We start from the raw sequence: 16,129 nt of genomic DNA on the forward strand, positions 1-16,129 counted from the left end.
TTCATTATCTTTCCTAATCATTCTTAATCATGTTAGAATGTACATGTATGTAACCGTTTTAGTACATAGGAGGGGTTAGAAATGATACAACCATATAAGCATGAACCGTTTACTGATTTTTCCGTGGAAGATAACCACCAGGCCTATCTGCAAGCATTGAAAACAGTAGAGGGTTATTTGGGGCAAGACTATCCTCTGGTCATTGGTGGAGAGAAAATCACAACAGAAGAGAAAATCATTTCCTACAATCCAGCAAATAAAAAAGAAGTAATCGGCCAAGTTTCAAAGGCTTCCCAGGAACTTGCAGAAAAAGCCATGCAAGCAGCAGTAGAAGCATTTAAAACTTGGAAAAAAACAAAACCTGAAATTCGCGCTGATGTCCTCTTTAAGGCAGCAGCCATTATTCGCCGCCGTAAACATGAGTTTTCAGCTTTAATGACTAAAGAAGCAGGAAAGCCATGGAGAGAAGCTGATGCGGATACAGCTGAAGGGATTGACTTCCTTGAATATTACGGACGCCAAATGCTTTCTTTAAAAGATGGTGTTCCGGTTCAAAGCCGCGCGAATGAATTCAATCGCTATGACTATATTCCACTTGGTGTCGGCATTATTATTTCACCATGGAACTTCCCATTTGCCATTATGGCTGGAACTACTGTTGCGGCAATTGTCTCAGGTAATACGGTTTTATTAAAGCCAGCGTCTACCACCCCGATTATCGCAGCGAAATTTGTTGAGGTAATGGAAGAAGCGGGTCTGCCTAAAGGAGTTTTAAACTTTGTCCCAGGCAGCGGTGCTGAAGTGGGAGACTATTTGGTTGATCATAAAGATACACGTTTTATTAGCTTTACCGGCTCTCGTGATGTCGGTCTTCGAATCTTCGAACGTTCATCTAAATTAAGCCCGGGTCAAATCTGGATGAAACGATTGATTGCCGAAATGGGAGGAAAAGACACAATTGTTGTTGATAAAGAGGCTGACCTTGAGCTTGCAGCCCAATCGATTGTGGCTGGAGCATTCGGTTTCTCTGGTCAAAAATGTTCAGCATGTTCACGTGCAGTAGTCGTAGAGGATGTATATGAACAGGTAGTAAACCGTGTGGTCGAGCTAACCAACCAATTAACCGCAGGAGATCCTGTTGAGCAAGGGAATTTCATGGGGCCGGTAATCGACAACAATGCCTATAAAAAAATCCTTGAGTATATTGAAATTGGGAAACAAGAAGGTAAGCTGCTGACTGGCGGCGAAGGTGATGATTCACAAGGCTATTTCATTAAACCTACTGTTTTTGCAGATCTTTCACCAACTTCACGCATTATGCAGGAAGAAATCTTTGGCCCTGTTGTTGGCTTTTCAAAAGCAAAGGATTTCACGGAAGCAATTGATATTGCCAATAATACAGAATACGGCTTAACTGGAGCAGTTATTACCAATAACCGTGCCCATCTGGAACAGGCTCGTGAAGATTTCCATGTTGGTAACCTATACTTCAACCGTTCCTGTACAGGGGCAATTGTCGGCTACCAGCCATTTGGCGGCTTCAATATGTCTGGTACTGACTCAAAAGCGGGCGGCCCTGACTACTTACTTCTTCATATGCAGGCAAAAACAACTTCAGAAATGTATTAATTAATAAAGGATACCCCTTCTCAACTCGAGAAGGGGCTTTTTGATTAAGAATGTAATAATAATGTGGAAAGCGACAAAACTATAATTGTCGGGATGGTTTTCCGCCATTCAAATTTTAATGCATAATATTCCTTTACAAGAAATTTATGTGAATATATATCCGCTGTGATAATATTAAGAAAGCAAGAGGAAAAAAGAAACATTTTTATAATGAAATTCGTCATAATAAAGAACGATTATTTGACTAAAAGAACTTGTTAGTAAATCGTCATCCTGGAGGTTTTGTACCTTTGATCCCATTATATTTGTTCCATGTCACAGCAGTAGAACATAGTGAAAGTATGCTTTGGACCTTTTTAACCTGTAATGTTTTTGTCGTCAGTGCTGGTATTGTCTTTATCTATAAGTTGTTTACACAAAAAAAGGTACGGATTGCCGGGATTGTGTTTGGTGTAGCATTGGCTATTAATTATATCCTTATCGCTATTTTTGGGGACCCGTTTGACTTGTTGGGATAATGACAGCAATGGTGTAATAGGCGAATCATGAGGTGCTGGACGCAGGGAACAAAGTGGAGGAAAACTAAAAGGAGTTGAATGGATTGAAATATTACCGTTTATGGGTGATTGCCTTTCTATTAAAATTTATTGGGTCCGCTTGGGATGCATCGTATCACTTTAAATATTTATTTGAAGAATACTCAATTCCTCATATTGTGAATACAATGGGGTTTGCCTTAGGTGGAGTCCTGTTATATAAAGAGTGGAGACACTTGACCTACCTGGACGGATTCTCAAGGAATCTCATTACGATCGGATACGGGCTGTTTTTGATCGGAATTCCGCTTGATTTTACGTATCATATTGCCTATGGGATTGATTTAACGACCTGGAGTCCAACCCATTTCATTTACTATATAGCAACAGACATCATGATTTTTGGCGTTTGGCGCGGTTATTATTTTTTTACGTGGTATACAGTACCAACATGGAAGTCGTTGCATACATGGTTTGCAATGTTCCTGTTGGAATGCTTGTTGTTCCCAAATATGCAGCAGGAAAATGGGGCAATCTCATATGACCAATATATTCATGGTAGGTCTATTGCCTCTAAGGAGATCCTTCAATTAATCTCGGATCCCGCCTCCCAGATTTTCGGCGGCATCCCTCAATATGTTTATCCGCTATATTCGGTGTTAATGGTAGGGTTATTGACGGTTGTAACAGTTCGAATTTGCCGTGATTTTACGATTCCGTTTATGGGTGCCGTTCTTTACATTGGTTTAAGATTTATCGGGAAAGCGATCTTTGCAGCCGTAAATTATCCAACCTCCTATGTGCCAATGACGATTATCCTGATACCACTGGCCTTTTTATTGCTCAAAAGAACCAATTGGCTCGCTGGATTCATTGGCAGCCTTGCCTATTTTCTCAGCCTATATGCCATTCATAAATCCGGAATACTCATCACACCGCCGCTGGTCTTATGGGAACTTGCCCCTGTAGCGCTAATAGGTATCCTTGTTCCCGTTATCAACACCATCATCAAACCCCAGCTCTTACTAAAAAAGAGTAAACAACCCGCATAACATAAAAAGGGTGCCTGTCACCCTTTTTTATTTTGTCCATTTATTAATAGTGGTTACGGTAGTGTCTGTAATTAGGAATTGATATTTAAGAAATGTTCACAATTAGCTTTTAAGATGTGACGAACGTCACAATTTTTTAGGGTTGGACGCTTTACAATCTAACTATAGAGAAAACCTACTAATGAGAAATTAACCAACTATTAATCATAAAGGAGCCAACCAGATATGAGAAAGCTAGTAATGATCGGTAACGGAATGGCTGGAGTAAGAACGATTGAAGAGATTCTTAAACTTAACACGGAGCAATTTTACATTACCATCTTTGGGGAAGAGCCGCATCCAAACTACAACCGTATTAAACTATCAAACATTCTCCAAGGTGACACCAACTTTGAGGATATTATTATCAATCCGCTTGAGTGGTATAAAGAAAATAAGATTCAGTTGTACACAGGAGAAGCGATTGTCACTATTGATGCAGAAGGCAAGCGTGTCATCAGTGATCAAGGCCGAGAAGTGGAGTATGATGAACTTATTATCGCAACAGGCTCTAACTCATTTATTTTACCTATTCCCGGTGCAGATAAAATCGGTGTAACGGGTTTTCGTGATATAAAAGATTGTGAAATGATGATCAAATCAGCAGGGCAATACCAAAAAGCTGTTGTCATTGGCGGTGGGCTGCTTGGATTAGAAGCAGCGAGAGGTCTGTTAAACCTAGGTATGAAAGTAGATGTAGTACACCTGATGCCGCATCTAATGGAACGCCAGCTTGACCCAATTGCCTCTTCTTTACTAAAAACAGAACTAGAATCACAAGGCATGAACTTCTTAATGGAGAAACAAACCGTTGAAATCTTGGGTGATGAACGTGTTACAGGACTTCGCTTTAAAGACGGTTCAGAAGTCGAAGCCGATCTTGTGGTGATGGCCATCGGTATTAAGTCTAACAGGCAAGTAGCTAAAAACAGTGGTATTTATGTCAATCGCGGCATTGTTGTGAATGACTATATGGAAACAAGTGTCCCTCATGTATACGCAGTCGGCGAATGTGCGGAACACAGAGAAATTGTTTATGGCCTTGTTGCCCCATTATATGAACAAGGAAAAATCCTAGCCAGTCATATTTGCGGAAATGAAACGAACCCATATGAAGGTTCTGTAACTGGAACACAGCTAAAAGTTGCTGGCGTGGACCTATTTTCTGCAGGTGAAATTTTTGAAGATGGCACGACTAAATCGATTATGGTTTACAATGAGTACGAGGGACTCTATAAACGAGTTCTATCTAGAAACAACACCATCGTAGGAATTGTCCTTTATGGTGATACAAAAGATAGTACTAGATTATATCGAATGCTGACCAAAAAAGAAGATATCACTGGAGTCTCTATTTTCCATACAGAATGTACCGGTGAAGCTGGCAGTAATGATGTTGCTTCCATGCCTAATGATGAACTAGTCTGCGGCTGTAATGGTGTTACCAAAGGCGCAATTGTCGAAGCGATCCAAACACAAGGCCTGACAACATTAGATCAAGTAAGCCATTGTACAAATGCGGGGCGGTCTTGCGGACGCTGCAAACCACTGGTCAGCCAAATTCTAGCTCACACACTAGGTGATCAGTTTGATGCAGCCGCAGCTCAGAAAACAAGCATTTGTGGATGTACAACAGTAAGCCGTGAGGAATTGGTAGCGGAAATTAAGGAAAAAGGCTTAACAAGTGTAAAAGAGGTCATGAATGTACTGGATTGGAACAACACAGAAGGCTGTACAAAATGCCGCCCGGCGATCAATTACTATCTTGGCATGATTCATATGGATGAATATAAGGATGACCGTGATTCCCGTCTCGTGAATGAGAAAATGCACGCCAATATTCAGAAAGATGGAACGTATTCTGTTGTTCCTAGAATGTATGGCGGTGTCACCACAGCTGCGGATTTGAAAAAAATTGCTGAAGTTGCTGAAAAGTATAGCGTTCCTTTAGTAAAATTAACTGGTGGACAACGAATTGGTTTGTTCGGAGTGAAAAAAGAAGACCTTCCGGCTATGTGGGAGGAGCTTGATATGCCATCCGGTTATGCGTACGGAAAAACGTTACGAACGGTTAAGACTTGCGTTGGCGCGCAGTTCTGCCGCTATGGTACACAAGATTCGATGGCTCTGGGCATCGAGTTGGAAAAGAAATTTGAGCGTCTGGATACACCACATAAAGTGAAAATGGGTGTATCTGCTTGTCCAAGGAACTGTTCAGAGGCAGGCATCAAGGATATCGGCTTTGTCGGTATTGATGGCGGCTGGGAAATCTATGTTGCTGGTAACGGCGGTGTGGATCTTCGGGCCGGCGACCTGCTATGTACGGTGAAAACCGAACAAGATGTAATGGAAATGACGGGGGCTTACCTTCAATATTATCGAGAAACAGCTAATTACTTGGAGCGTACCTCTAAATGGGTAGAGCGGATGGGACTGGATCATGTCAAGGAAGTCCTCGCAGACGAAGAAACACGTAAAGCCCTAAACGAAAGAATGGATCAAACCTTGAATAAATATATTGAGCCATGGAACGAAGCGATTCAAAATGAAGAAATCAAAGACAAATATTATACAAGACATAACATTTCAGTCGGGAGTGAATCCAAATGATCGAAACAATCACCCGTATACCAGTAGCACATTATAAAAATGTAAAAGCAAGAGCTGGATATTCAATCAAAGTTGATACAACAGAAGTGGCTCTATTTAAAACAACTGCTGGAGAGGTTTATGCATTAGAAAACCGCAGCCCCCATCCAAAGAGCGGTGTCCTCTCTGAAGGTCTGATCAGCGGCGATTATGTGTATTGTCCGGTCTATGATTGGAAAATCTCCTTACTAGACGGAAAAGTTCAGGCGCCTGACGAAGGTCATGTCAGAACGTTTAAGGTGGAAGTCAAAGAAGATATCATCTTTATTGTTTTATAGAGGGAAGGAAGGCTGCAGAATGAAAACAGGAAAAGTATTTTTAGTAGGAGCGGGGCCAGGGGATGTAGGCCTCATGACGGTAAAAGGATTGGATGCACTTAAACAAGCAGAAGTCATTCTATATGACCGGCTTGCCAATCCCAAGCTATTAGAGTATGCCAGCAGTGATTGTGAGCTTATCTATTGCGGCAAATTGCCTGACCGTCATACCTTAAGGCAGGAGAACATTAATGACCTTCTAGTCGAAAAGGCTTTAGCAGGAAACATTGTGGTCCGTTTAAAAGGCGGCGACCCTGGCGTATTTGGCAGGGTGGGCGAAGAAGCAGCTGCTCTTGCTGAATATCAGATTCCTTTTGAAATCGTTCCTGGCATTTCATCGGGGATTGCAGCCCCCCTTTATGCAGGAATTCCTGTCACTCATCGAGAGTACGCCGAATCGTTCGCTGTCGTAACAGCTCATGACAAATCACAGGATGGCAAGCCGCTCCTTGATTGGGAAGGTCTTGCCCGCGGTGTGGATACGATTGCTTTTTACATGGGGGTGGGAAATTTACCGTTTATTTGTGAAAATCTCATTCAACATGGAAAGCCTTCGTCTACACCCGTGATTTTGATTCACTGGGGCACCTTTAGCCGGCAAAAAACACTGCAAGGAACACTAGCTGATATTTCCCAAAAGGTAGTGGAGGCCAAGTTTAGTAATCCATCTATCATTTTAGTAGGGGATGTCATTTCCCTGCGTGAAAAAATCAGCTGGTTTGAGAAAAAGCCTTTATACGGCCGGCAAATCCTGCTTGCCCGCACAAGCACCAGCCCAAGTGAATTAGCAAAAGAATTACTGGCCCAAGGGGCAGACATGATTGAGTTTCCAAAGTGGAAAGTGACGAAAAGGCCGCTTGATCTCACCAAGGTCACTCAGTTTGAAAAAATATTATTTACCTCTCCTGAAAGTGCAGCAGAGTTTTTTACAGCCGTGATTGAACAGGATATCGATGTTCGCAGCATACGTGCGGAACTCATGGGGCTATCTAGCAAAACGCTAAGGGCATTACGTGAGCGCGGATTGATGGCAAAGCTGGCTCCGGAAATGGTCGACTCAGAAAGTACACTGATTGTCGGCGATAACCACCTGTTAGAAAGAGGCTTTGAAAAATCAGAGGTAATGGTAACAAGCTGCAAGGAATTAGATCGACAATTCCTGCCGATTTTTCAACGAATGCTTAAGGAAGCACAAGTCAATACGGTCATTCTTCCAAGCAGTGCGTCCGTTAAACCGTTTATGACAGCACTAGCGGAATGTGATCTACATGCAATAGAGTTGTTGAAGGGTAAACAGGTTATCGCAATGGGAGAATTAACGCTAGCCACTGCGAAAAATGCTGGACTTGGTTCTCTCGAGATGCCAGTCAGCCCGTCGAAAGAAGCGGTAGTGAACTATTTAGTAGAGTTTCCATTACTGGGAGTACAAGAATGAGGACAAACTATCCGATTATGTTACAACTGGGTGGAAAAAAAGTAGTGGTAATTGGCGGCGGCAAGGTGGCCGAGCGAAAGGTTCACGGCTTGCTTGATACAGGAGCCCGAATCATCGTGATTAGTCCAGAAGCAACGAGGGAGCTCCAAGCCATTTTTGCTCAGGGAAGAATTGATTGGAAGAAAAAAACCTTTTCAGCGGAAGACCTTCAGGATGCAGCGCTCATTTTTGCGGCAACGGATGACAGAGACATCAATCATTCCGTGAAATCCTTAGCAGGGAAGCACCAGCTGGTGACGATTGCCGATGATCCGGATCTTTCCGATTTTCATCTGCCGGCACATGTGCAGCGAGGCCGCTTAAGTATTGCAGTATCGACCGGCGGGGCAAGCCCTATCCTTGCAAAGAAGGTACGAGAGGTGTTAGAACAGCAATTTGATGAACGATATGACGAATACCTTGAATTTCTTTATACCACAAGGCAATGGATTCTCAAGGAAGTGGACGATCCTGCTTTAAAAAGAAAATTACTGACCGCAATCGTAAGCAAGGAATTCTTAAATAGTCAAAATCGCACCGCAGATTTCCAGCGTTTATATCAGGAATTAACGTAAAAGCGAGTACCTTTTTTAGGGTGCTCGTTTTTTTTATATCCAAAAACCTTTTTTAAAGATTTCAAAATGGACAAGGAAGTTTTACCTATTTTAAAAAATTTCAGAAAAAGTGGTTCACTTTTCCATTTTACTGTTATATAATACAAAACAAAGGTAATTACTGTATTATAACAAAGGGGTGAGCGAGTACATGTCGACGCAAACTACAGGCATTGAAGTAGTTGGGCTTTTAAAAGCCCAGTATGATGAGATTTTGACACCAGGGGCATTAAACTTAATTGAAGAGTTAGAGCGCAAATTTGGTCAGCGCAGACTGGAACTGTTACAGTACAGGGTTAACCGCCAAGAGGAACTGAATAACGGTAAGCTTCCCGATTTTCTTCCTGAAACAAAGCATATTAGGAAAGGTGATTGGACAGTAGCGCCGCTGCCAAAGGATCTCCACGATCGCCGGGTAGAAATTACCGGTCCTACCGATCGAAAAATGGTCATCAATGCGTTGAACTCTGGGGCAAAATTGTTTATGGCTGACTTTGAGGATGCCACATCACCGACATGGGAAAGTATCATGGAAGGACAAATTAACTTAAGAGATGCAATCAACCGGACGATCTCGTTTGAAAATCCAAATGGAAAAGCCTATCAGCTCAACGAAGAAACAGCGGTTCTCATTGTTCGACCACGCGGCCTGCATCTGGAAGAAAAACATGTACTTTTAGATGGCAAGCCTATCTCCGGAAGCTTTTTCGACTTTGGCATGTACTTCTTCCATAATGCAAACACACTGCTTGCAAACGGTTCAGGACCCTATTTTTATCTGCCCAAGCTTGAGAGTCACTTAGAAGCACGGCTTTGGAATGATGTGTTTGTGTATACACAGGAGAAACTCGGGATTCCTCAAGGAACCATCAAAGCAACTGTACTTATTGAAACCATTTTAGCTGCGTTTGAAATGGATGAAATCCTGTATGAGTTAAAGGAACACTCCGCAGGTTTAAACTGCGGCCGCTGGGATTATATTTTCAGCTATATTAAAAAGCTGCGTAATCAACCGGACGTTATTTTACCGGACCGGTCACAGGTAACCATGACATCACCGTTTATGCGCTCCTATTCATTATTAACAATTCAAACTTGTCATCGCCGCAGGGCACCAGCAATGGGTGGAATGGCTGCACAAATTCCGATAAAAAATAATCCTCAGGCCAATGAGGAAGCTTTCGCTAAGGTCCGTGCTGATAAGGAACGTGAGGCCCGTGATGGCCATGATGGAACATGGGTTGCTCATCCAGGATTAGTGCCGGTCGCAATGGAAGTATTCAACCGCGAAATGCCAACACCAAACCAAATCCACACGGCTAAACAGCAGAAAATAACAATTACAGCGGCTGACTTACTAGAGGTACCAAACGGGACAATTACAGAAGAAGGCGTTCGAACCAACATTAATGTCGGGATTCAATATGTCGCATCCTGGTTAAATGGAAGAGGCGCCGCGCCAATCCATAATTTGATGGAGGATGCAGCAACGGCGGAAATTTCACGAGCGCAGCTCTGGCAGTGGATCCGCCACCCAAAAGGTAGTTTAGATGACGGCCGAAAAGTGACGGCCGAAATGTATGAGCAATTAAAGCTAGAAGAGTTGGCAAAGATTAAGCGGGAAGTCGGTGCTGAAAACTTTGAAAACGGCCGATTTACCGAAGCTGTTCAATTATTTGACCGTTTAATCTTAAATGATAAATTTATCGACTTTTTAACACTGCCAGGGTATCAGCAGTTGTAAGGGATTCTTTATTATAAAAATTTTTAATAGATTGATAGGAGGAATTTTAAAATGACAGATTCAAGAGCTGCGCACTTACAAGAAAGCTGGGAAATGGATAGCCGGTGGAAAGGGATTTCTAGACCATATTCTGCAGAGGATGTTATCAGACTCCGCGGATCGATTGATATTGAGCATACTTTGGCCCGCAGGGGTGCTGAAAAGCTTTGGAAGTTATTACATGAAGAGGATTACATTCATGCACTGGGAGCCTTGACTGGTAATCAGGCTGTACAGCAGGTAAAGGCCGGGCTAAAGGCGATCTACTTAAGCGGCTGGCAGGTTGCTGCGGATGCAAACCTTTCAGGACATATGTATCCGGACCAAAGCTTGTACCCAGCGAACAGTGTACCGAATGTAGTAAAAAAGATTAATCAAGCCCTCCAGCGGGCAGACCAAATCCATCATTCAGAGGGGGATGATTCGATCGATTGGTTTGCACCGATTATAGCGGACGCTGAAGCTGGTTTTGGCGGACAGTTAAACTGTTTTGAACTAATGAAAGGCATGATTGAAGCGGGTGCTTCAGGTGTTCACTTTGAAGATCAGTTGTCTTCCGAGAAAAAATGTGGACATTTAGGTGGTAAAGTATTGCTGCCGACGCAAACAGCGGTACGCAACTTGATTGCAGCGCGCTTGGCTGCAGATGTAATGGGGGTTCCCACTGTACTCGTTGCCCGGACGGATGCCAATGCGGCTGATTTGATTACCAGTGATATTGATAGTAATGATGCACCGTTTATTACGGGTGAACGGACACCGGAAGGCTTTTTCCGTACAAAGGCTGGAATTGATCAAGCGATTGCCCGCGGGTTAGCTTATGCTCCATATGCAGACCTTATTTGGTGCGAAACTTCTGAGCCAAATATTGAGGAAGCTAGAAAGTTTGCGGAAGCGATTCATGAACAGTTCCCTGGTAAACTATTAGCCTATAACTGTTCGCCATCGTTTAACTGGAAGAAGAAACTGGATCAAGAGACGATTGCGAAGTTCCAAGAGGAGCTTGGCAGAATGGGCTACAAGTTCCAGTTCGTAACGCTTGCCGGCTTCCATGCCTTGAATCACAGCATGTTCGAGCTTGCCCGAGGCTATAAGGAGCGCGGGATGGCTGCTTACTCCGAATTGCAGGAAGCTGAGTTTGGCAGTGAGCAATATGGCTATACGGCCACACGCCATCAGCGTGAGGTAGGTACGGGTTACTTTGATCAGGTATCTATGGTGATTACGGGTGGAACATCTTCGACTACGGCGTTGAAGGGGTCAACGGAAGTAGAGCAGTTTAGTAGTAATAAATAAAGTTGTGTGTGTGGATCCTGCTCTCCTTTTGGAGAGGAGGATTTTTTTTGTTTGCGGCAACTGAGTTATTTGCGGATGAGCGGAATTAACTGGCGGATAAGGGGAGGCAACTTGCGGATGAGAGGAGCCAACTGGCGGATAAGGGGAGGCAACTTGCGGATGAGGTGTGTCAACTTGCAGATAGGGGGAGCCAACTGGCGGATAAAAAAATCTCACTGGCGCATGAGAGGAGCTAACTGGCGGATAAGAGGAAGTTAGTGGCGAAAGCCAAAATAACTGGCGGGTAAGACAATCTCACTGGCGCATGAGCAAAGCTAACTGGCGGATAAGAGGAAGTTAGTGGCGAAAGCCAAAATAACTTGCGGATAAAACAAACTCACTGGCGCATAAGCAGGGTTAACTGGCGGGTAAAAAAGGAAGTTAGTGGCGGATATGATAACTATACTGGAGAAAGCAAAATTTACTGGCAAACAAAACAAACATACTGGCGACTCGCAACCCAATATACATAATCATTTTTGGAACTGCACATTTTTTAGGGTATGATCATACATAATAATAGCCTTTTAGATGGAGATGATACACTTTGGAAAGGAAAACCGTTGAAGATGTCCTGCAGCAAGGCATCTATGGGCCTCTAGAAACAAAACCAGAAGAACGGCGCAAATACCTAGGAACCTTACGTGAACGAATCATTGTGGCACTAACGAAAAACCAAGTTGCAGAAACAAACATCTATCCTCAAGTAGAACAATCAATGAAGGAGTATCCACAGGCCCAGCTATTACTAAACGGAAACATGGCCTATGAAGAGCTATCTAAATATGTAAAACTAGCGGCAAAAAATAAACTCGAACATAAGATAGTGACCAACAAAGAACATGACACAGACATCGGATTGGTATTAGCCATGAGCACAGCAATCGACAAAAAAGAAATTTTAGTTACCCCAAAAGTCCAGATGTCAGCCCAGCTTCCACAGAAAAAAGGTCTATTCGCTAAATTATTCAAACGGTAACAAGCAAAGTGCCAACCGAATAAGACCAAAAAACGGGGAGCTTCATGCTCCCCGTTTTATTCAGCAGCCACCTCTACAGCAGCTTGCAATTCCAACCCCACATTTCCTTGAATCGCGCGGCTGATCATGCACGAACCCTCGGCTTTACGGGCAAGCTTCTCCCCTAATGCCACGTCTTTTTCCGTTGCACCCCGCTTCAAAACTAAACGAGGGCGATGGATAATTTTTTTATACGTGAAAACGCCGCTCGTCACATCAACAACGGCCTCCGATTCCATTGTTAATGAAACCTTTTCCAGGCCAGAGCGCTCCAGCATCGCTGCAAGCGTAATAATATAACAGGTTGCTGCCGCTCCGAGCAGCATTTCGTCCGGATTTGTGCCAACGCCAGGCCCGTCCATTTCCGGAGGGATCGATATTTTTGTTTTTAAGTTACCCGCCTCGATATCGCCTACGTCATTACGCAAGCCTGGCCAGCTTGCTTTTAAGTGAAAATGATGTTCTGCCATGATAATTTCCTCCAATTTTTAATTTTTCCACACAATTTTGGACAACTATGATAAGGTATTATTTGATACTTTAAAAATGGAGCAGTGATAATGAAGCTGATTTTTAAACTAATCTTGATCCTTATCCTTTGTGTATATATTGCCATTCTTTCAAAATTAATCCTGTTTAAATATATCCCGTTATCGCAGATAATTGAACACTTTAACTTTACATATGATGGTTACCACTGGCGTGACAATAACTTCGTTCCCTTCAAAACCATTCATTTCTACCTGTATTTAGCCGATATTAATTTAAATATCCGAATTGAGAATTTAGTAGGAAATGTCATCGGCTTTGCTCCATTTGGGTTTATTTTACCATTACTTTCAAAAGGGTTCCAAAAACTTAGCAAGGTTACCATTGCCACCTTTTTATTGAGCTTAACGTTCGAACTTATCCAACTAGTATTTGAATTTGGCAGTTTTGATGTCGATGATCTCATCCTAAATACGTTTGGGGGTATCCTAGGTTATATCCCTATTAAAATTATTCAGATGACGACCGTAAATCGGCCTCAAAATAAAAACACCTAATGAATCTTTAAAAAGATCCACTGGGTGTTTTTTCACTGTTCGTCACTGGAACCGTATCAACAAGTAACTGGATGTTTTTGGATACCTTTGTACTGTAGCTGAAATCACCATAGCAATAGGGATAACGGAAATTATTCTTGTCTCCGCCGCAATTATAGAGGGTTGGTTTTTGTTTTACTTGAAGGAGGGAAAATTCCTTCGCCAGTTCCTCACTATGTTTACCGCCGTGCTGTGCCACGTAGTCAATATAGCCTGCCCCCATATTGTAGGCCTGGATAATCGTTGGAAAGTCTACCTTTTGTTGCGTTCCATAAGCCAAAACACGTTGAAAATGTTTGACCCCGACCTGAATACTTTGTTTAGGGTCAGTAATCGTATTTTTCGAAAGCCCTGCTGACTCCGAGGCTTGCATGGGGTCTCCGCCAAGTCCGTGGCTTTCTTGCTGCATCAGGGCAATGACTACAGGCGTATGTTCCTCAAGATGGTATTTTGCTAATTCATCTTGGATATAAGGCATATATTTTTTGACTGCCGCAAAGGAATCGGTTTTGACGAGCGGTGGGGAACTTTGTTGTTGAAAATAACTCTGAAACCATGCCAATCCGCAAAAAAGCAAAAACAGCACGAGGAAGGTTTTCCGTTTCTTCCGTATTCTTCTTTTCTTCATTCACGTACTCTCCCAAATTCTTTTCTTCTGTAAATATTATAAATGACGGATCTACTAACTGTCAGGTTTCCTATTTAAAATGCTATTTTTTTAATCTAAAACTCTTTCTGTTTGTTAATACTGAAGAAGGAATCATTGCGGTAACGCAGAAAAGTCTGGTATTATCAATTATAAAATAACATGGAGAATGGGGGTCAAAATGATGTCACGAATTTCAACGGACCAAGTAAAACACGTTGCTAACTTGGCGCGATTAGCCATTACGGAAGAAGAAGTCGAAAAATTTACAAAACAACTCGACGCGATTATTACGTTTGCTGAACAGTTAAATGAATTGGATACGGAAAATGTGAAACCTACATACCATGTCCTTGATATGAAAAATGTATTGCGCGAAGACATTCCACAAAAAGGGCTGCCGCGTGAAGAGGTACTCAAAAATGCACCTGAGCATGAAAACGGGCAAATTAGAGTACCATCGATTTTGGGAGAGTAGGGAGTGAAAACATTGAGTTTATTTGATTATAAAGTTTCAGACCTTCATGAATTAATACATAAGAAGGAAGTAACCGTATCAGACCTTGTAGAAGAATCATATAAACAAATCGGTAAGGTCGAGGACAAGGTCAAGGCCTTTTTAACCTTGGATGAAGAAAGAGCCCGGGCAGCTGCAAAAGCACAAGATGAAAAGTTGAACGCTGGGGATTCAAGAGGATTGTTGTTCGGAATGCCGATTGGTGTCAAAGATAATATTGTTACCCAAGGATTACGGACAACTTGTGCGAGTAAAATCCTAGAAAACTTTGACCCAATTTATGACGCTACTGTTGTAAAAAAACTGCAGCAGGCCGAAACAATCACGATTGGAAAGTTAAATATGGACGAGTTTGCAATGGGATCTTCCAATGAAAATTCCCATTACCAAAAAACACGCAATCCATGGAACCTAGAAAGAGTACCAGGCGGTTCTTCAGGCGGTTCCGCAGCTTCAGTAGCTTCGGGCGAAGTACTATTCTCTTTAGGATCTGATACCGGCGGTTCGATCCGGCAGCCGGCGTCTTTTTGTGGCGTCGTTGGAATGAAGCCAACATACGGCCGTGTATCTCGTTTTGGTCTTGTGGCCTTTGCTTCATCGCTTGACCAAATCGGACCGATTACAAGAACCGTTGAGGACAACGCGTATCTATTACAAGCCATTTCTGGTCTAGATCCGATGGATTCCACTTCCGCCAATGTGGACGTTCCTAACTTTGCAGCCTCATTAACAGGCGATATTAAGGGCCTTAAAATTGCTGTACCAAAAGAATATTTAGGCGAAGGTGTGACAGAAGCTGTTCGCAAGTCTGTGATGGATTCTTTAAAGACCCTTGAAGGGCTTGGCGCTGTATGGGAAGAGGTTTCTCTGCCGCACTCCAAGTATGCACTGGCTGCTTACTATTTACTTTCCTCATCAGAAGCGTCAGCTAACCTTGCTCGTTTTGATGGAGTGCGTTATGGCTATCGTACTCAAAATGCCGAAAGTTTAATTGAATTATATAAAAAGACACGTGCAGAAGGATTCGGTGATGAAGTAAAACGCCGGATTATGCTTGGTACGTTTGCACTTAGCTCTGGTTATTATGATGCGTATTATAAAAAAGCACAGCAGGTCCGGACGTTAATTAAGAAGGATTTTGAAGATGTTTTTGAAAAATATGATGTGATCGTCGGACCAACAACGCCAACACCTGCGTTTAAAATTGGGGAAAAAATCGATGATCCGCTAACCATGTATATCAATGATATTTTAACGATTCCAGTTAACCTTGCAGGTGTACCGGGAATCTCAATTCCTTGCGGCTTTGATGCAGGTCTTCCGCTTGGATTGCAAATCATTGGTAAGCATTTTGATGAAGCAACGATTTATCGTGTTGCCCATGCGTTTGAACAGGCGACAGACTTTCATAAACAAAAGCCGGAATTGTAGGGGG

General features: G+C 42.7%; 15 protein-coding genes. 13 read left to right on the forward strand and 2 right to left on the reverse strand.

The window, feature by feature from the left end:
• Positions 1-81: 81 nt before the first annotated feature.
• The 10 genes from pruA (at position 82) to J7E81_RS20090 (ending at position 12,407) form a co-directional block, all read left to right on the forward strand.
• Positions 82-1,629, forward strand: a complete 1,548-nt coding sequence (gene pruA, locus J7E81_RS20045; RefSeq protein WP_215045221.1) for an L-glutamate gamma-semialdehyde dehydrogenase — start codon at positions 82-84, stop codon at positions 1,627-1,629.
• Between the two features lie 290 nt (positions 1,630-1,919).
• Positions 1,920-2,147 (forward strand): hypothetical protein, encoded by a 228-nt coding sequence (locus J7E81_RS20050; protein ID WP_215045222.1) that lies wholly within the window; start codon positions 1,920-1,922, stop codon positions 2,145-2,147.
• An 83-nt stretch (positions 2,148-2,230) separates the two neighbouring features.
• Positions 2,231-3,217: a hypothetical protein gene (locus J7E81_RS20055; RefSeq protein ID WP_215045223.1), complete on the forward strand. Its 987-nt coding sequence runs from the start codon at positions 2,231-2,233 to the stop codon at positions 3,215-3,217.
• A gap of 225 nt (positions 3,218-3,442) precedes the next feature.
• On the forward strand, positions 3,443-5,866 hold the full coding sequence (gene nirB, locus J7E81_RS20060) for a nitrite reductase large subunit NirB (RefSeq protein ID WP_215045224.1): 2,424 nt from the start codon (positions 3,443-3,445) through the stop codon (positions 5,864-5,866).
• Complete coding sequence (gene nirD, locus J7E81_RS20065; RefSeq protein ID WP_215045225.1) at positions 5,863-6,183, forward strand: nitrite reductase small subunit NirD; 321 nt, start codon at positions 5,863-5,865, stop codon at positions 6,181-6,183. Before nirB ends, nirD begins: the two co-directional genes overlap by 4 nt.
• Before the next feature lie 19 nt (positions 6,184-6,202).
• Entirely contained in the window at positions 6,203-7,657 is a 1,455-nt protein-coding gene (gene cobA, locus J7E81_RS20070; RefSeq protein ID WP_215045226.1) for a uroporphyrinogen-III C-methyltransferase, read from the forward strand.
• Positions 7,654-8,271, forward strand: a complete 618-nt coding sequence (locus tag J7E81_RS20075) for an NAD(P)-binding protein (protein ID WP_215045227.1) — start codon at positions 7,654-7,656, stop codon at positions 8,269-8,271. The genes cobA and J7E81_RS20075 overlap by 4 nt, the downstream gene beginning before the upstream one ends.
• A gap of 190 nt (positions 8,272-8,461) precedes the next feature.
• Complete coding sequence (aceB, locus tag J7E81_RS20080) at positions 8,462-10,054, forward strand: malate synthase A (protein WP_215045228.1); 1,593 nt, start codon at positions 8,462-8,464, stop codon at positions 10,052-10,054.
• Between the two features lie 51 nt (positions 10,055-10,105).
• Positions 10,106-11,389, forward strand: coding sequence for an isocitrate lyase (gene aceA / locus J7E81_RS20085; RefSeq protein ID WP_215045229.1), 1,284 nt, complete (start codon positions 10,106-10,108; stop codon positions 11,387-11,389).
• A gap of 586 nt (positions 11,390-11,975) precedes the next feature.
• On the forward strand, positions 11,976-12,407 hold the full coding sequence (locus tag J7E81_RS20090; protein ID WP_215045230.1) for a YueI family protein: 432 nt from the start codon (positions 11,976-11,978) through the stop codon (positions 12,405-12,407).
• 56 nt (positions 12,408-12,463) lie between these two features.
• Here J7E81_RS20090 and J7E81_RS20095 read toward each other — a convergent pair whose 3' ends face one another.
• On the reverse strand, positions 12,464-12,916 hold the full coding sequence (locus J7E81_RS20095) for an OsmC family protein (protein WP_215045231.1): 453 nt from the start codon (positions 12,914-12,916) through the stop codon (positions 12,464-12,466).
• Between the two features lie 90 nt (positions 12,917-13,006).
• Between J7E81_RS20095 and J7E81_RS20100 the strand changes: the two genes are divergently transcribed.
• Entirely contained in the window at positions 13,007-13,492 is a 486-nt protein-coding gene (locus tag J7E81_RS20100) for a VanZ family protein (RefSeq protein WP_215045232.1), read from the forward strand.
• 7 nt (positions 13,493-13,499) lie between these two features.
• Here J7E81_RS20100 and J7E81_RS20105 read toward each other — a convergent pair whose 3' ends face one another.
• Positions 13,500-14,159 carry a lysozyme family protein gene (locus J7E81_RS20105; protein ID WP_215045233.1) on the reverse strand — a complete coding sequence of 220 codons (660 nt, stop codon included), beginning with the start codon at positions 14,157-14,159 and terminating at the stop codon, positions 13,500-13,502.
• Between the two features lie 202 nt (positions 14,160-14,361).
• Here J7E81_RS20105 and gatC point away from each other — a divergent pair, with 202 nt between their 5' ends.
• Both gatC and gatA read left to right on the forward strand, forming a co-directional pair.
• Positions 14,362-14,655, forward strand: a complete 294-nt coding sequence (gene gatC / locus J7E81_RS20110) for an Asp-tRNA(Asn)/Glu-tRNA(Gln) amidotransferase subunit GatC (protein ID WP_215045234.1) — start codon at positions 14,362-14,364, stop codon at positions 14,653-14,655.
• A gap of 12 nt (positions 14,656-14,667) precedes the next feature.
• Positions 14,668-16,125: an Asp-tRNA(Asn)/Glu-tRNA(Gln) amidotransferase subunit GatA gene (gene gatA / locus J7E81_RS20115; protein WP_215045327.1), complete on the forward strand. Its 1,458-nt coding sequence runs from the start codon at positions 14,668-14,670 to the stop codon at positions 16,123-16,125.
• Positions 16,126-16,129 lie beyond the last annotated feature (4 nt).

This window comes from Bacillus sp. ISL-18 (assembly GCF_018613415.1).
In the GTDB taxonomy this organism is placed as follows: domain Bacteria; phylum Bacillota; class Bacilli; order Bacillales; family Cytobacillaceae; genus Neobacillus.

Excerpts from the sequence above, each read along its gene's own strand:
- aceA (WP_215045229.1), top strand. The coding sequence starts at position 10,106 with ATGACAGATTCAAGAGCTGCGCACTTACAAGAAAGCTGGGAAATGGAT.
- pruA (WP_215045221.1), top strand. The coding sequence starts at position 82 with ATGATACAACCATATAAGCATGAACCGTTTACTGATTTTTCCGTGGAA.
- J7E81_RS20105 (WP_215045233.1), bottom strand. The coding sequence starts at position 14,159 with ATGAAGAAAAGAAGAATACGGAAGAAACGGAAAACCTTCCTCGTGCTG.
- J7E81_RS20095 (WP_215045231.1), bottom strand. The coding sequence starts at position 12,916 with ATGGCAGAACATCATTTTCACTTAAAAGCAAGCTGGCCAGGCTTGCGT.
- nirD (WP_215045225.1), top strand. The coding sequence starts at position 5,863 with ATGATCGAAACAATCACCCGTATACCAGTAGCACATTATAAAAATGTA.
- cobA (WP_215045226.1), top strand. The coding sequence starts at position 6,203 with ATGAAAACAGGAAAAGTATTTTTAGTAGGAGCGGGGCCAGGGGATGTA.
- aceB (WP_215045228.1), top strand. The coding sequence starts at position 8,462 with ATGTCGACGCAAACTACAGGCATTGAAGTAGTTGGGCTTTTAAAAGCC.
- gatC (WP_215045234.1), top strand. The coding sequence starts at position 14,362 with ATGTCACGAATTTCAACGGACCAAGTAAAACACGTTGCTAACTTGGCG.
- J7E81_RS20100 (WP_215045232.1), top strand. The coding sequence starts at position 13,007 with ATGAAGCTGATTTTTAAACTAATCTTGATCCTTATCCTTTGTGTATAT.
- nirB (WP_215045224.1), top strand. The coding sequence starts at position 3,443 with ATGAGAAAGCTAGTAATGATCGGTAACGGAATGGCTGGAGTAAGAACG.
- J7E81_RS20075 (WP_215045227.1), top strand. The coding sequence starts at position 7,654 with ATGAGGACAAACTATCCGATTATGTTACAACTGGGTGGAAAAAAAGTA.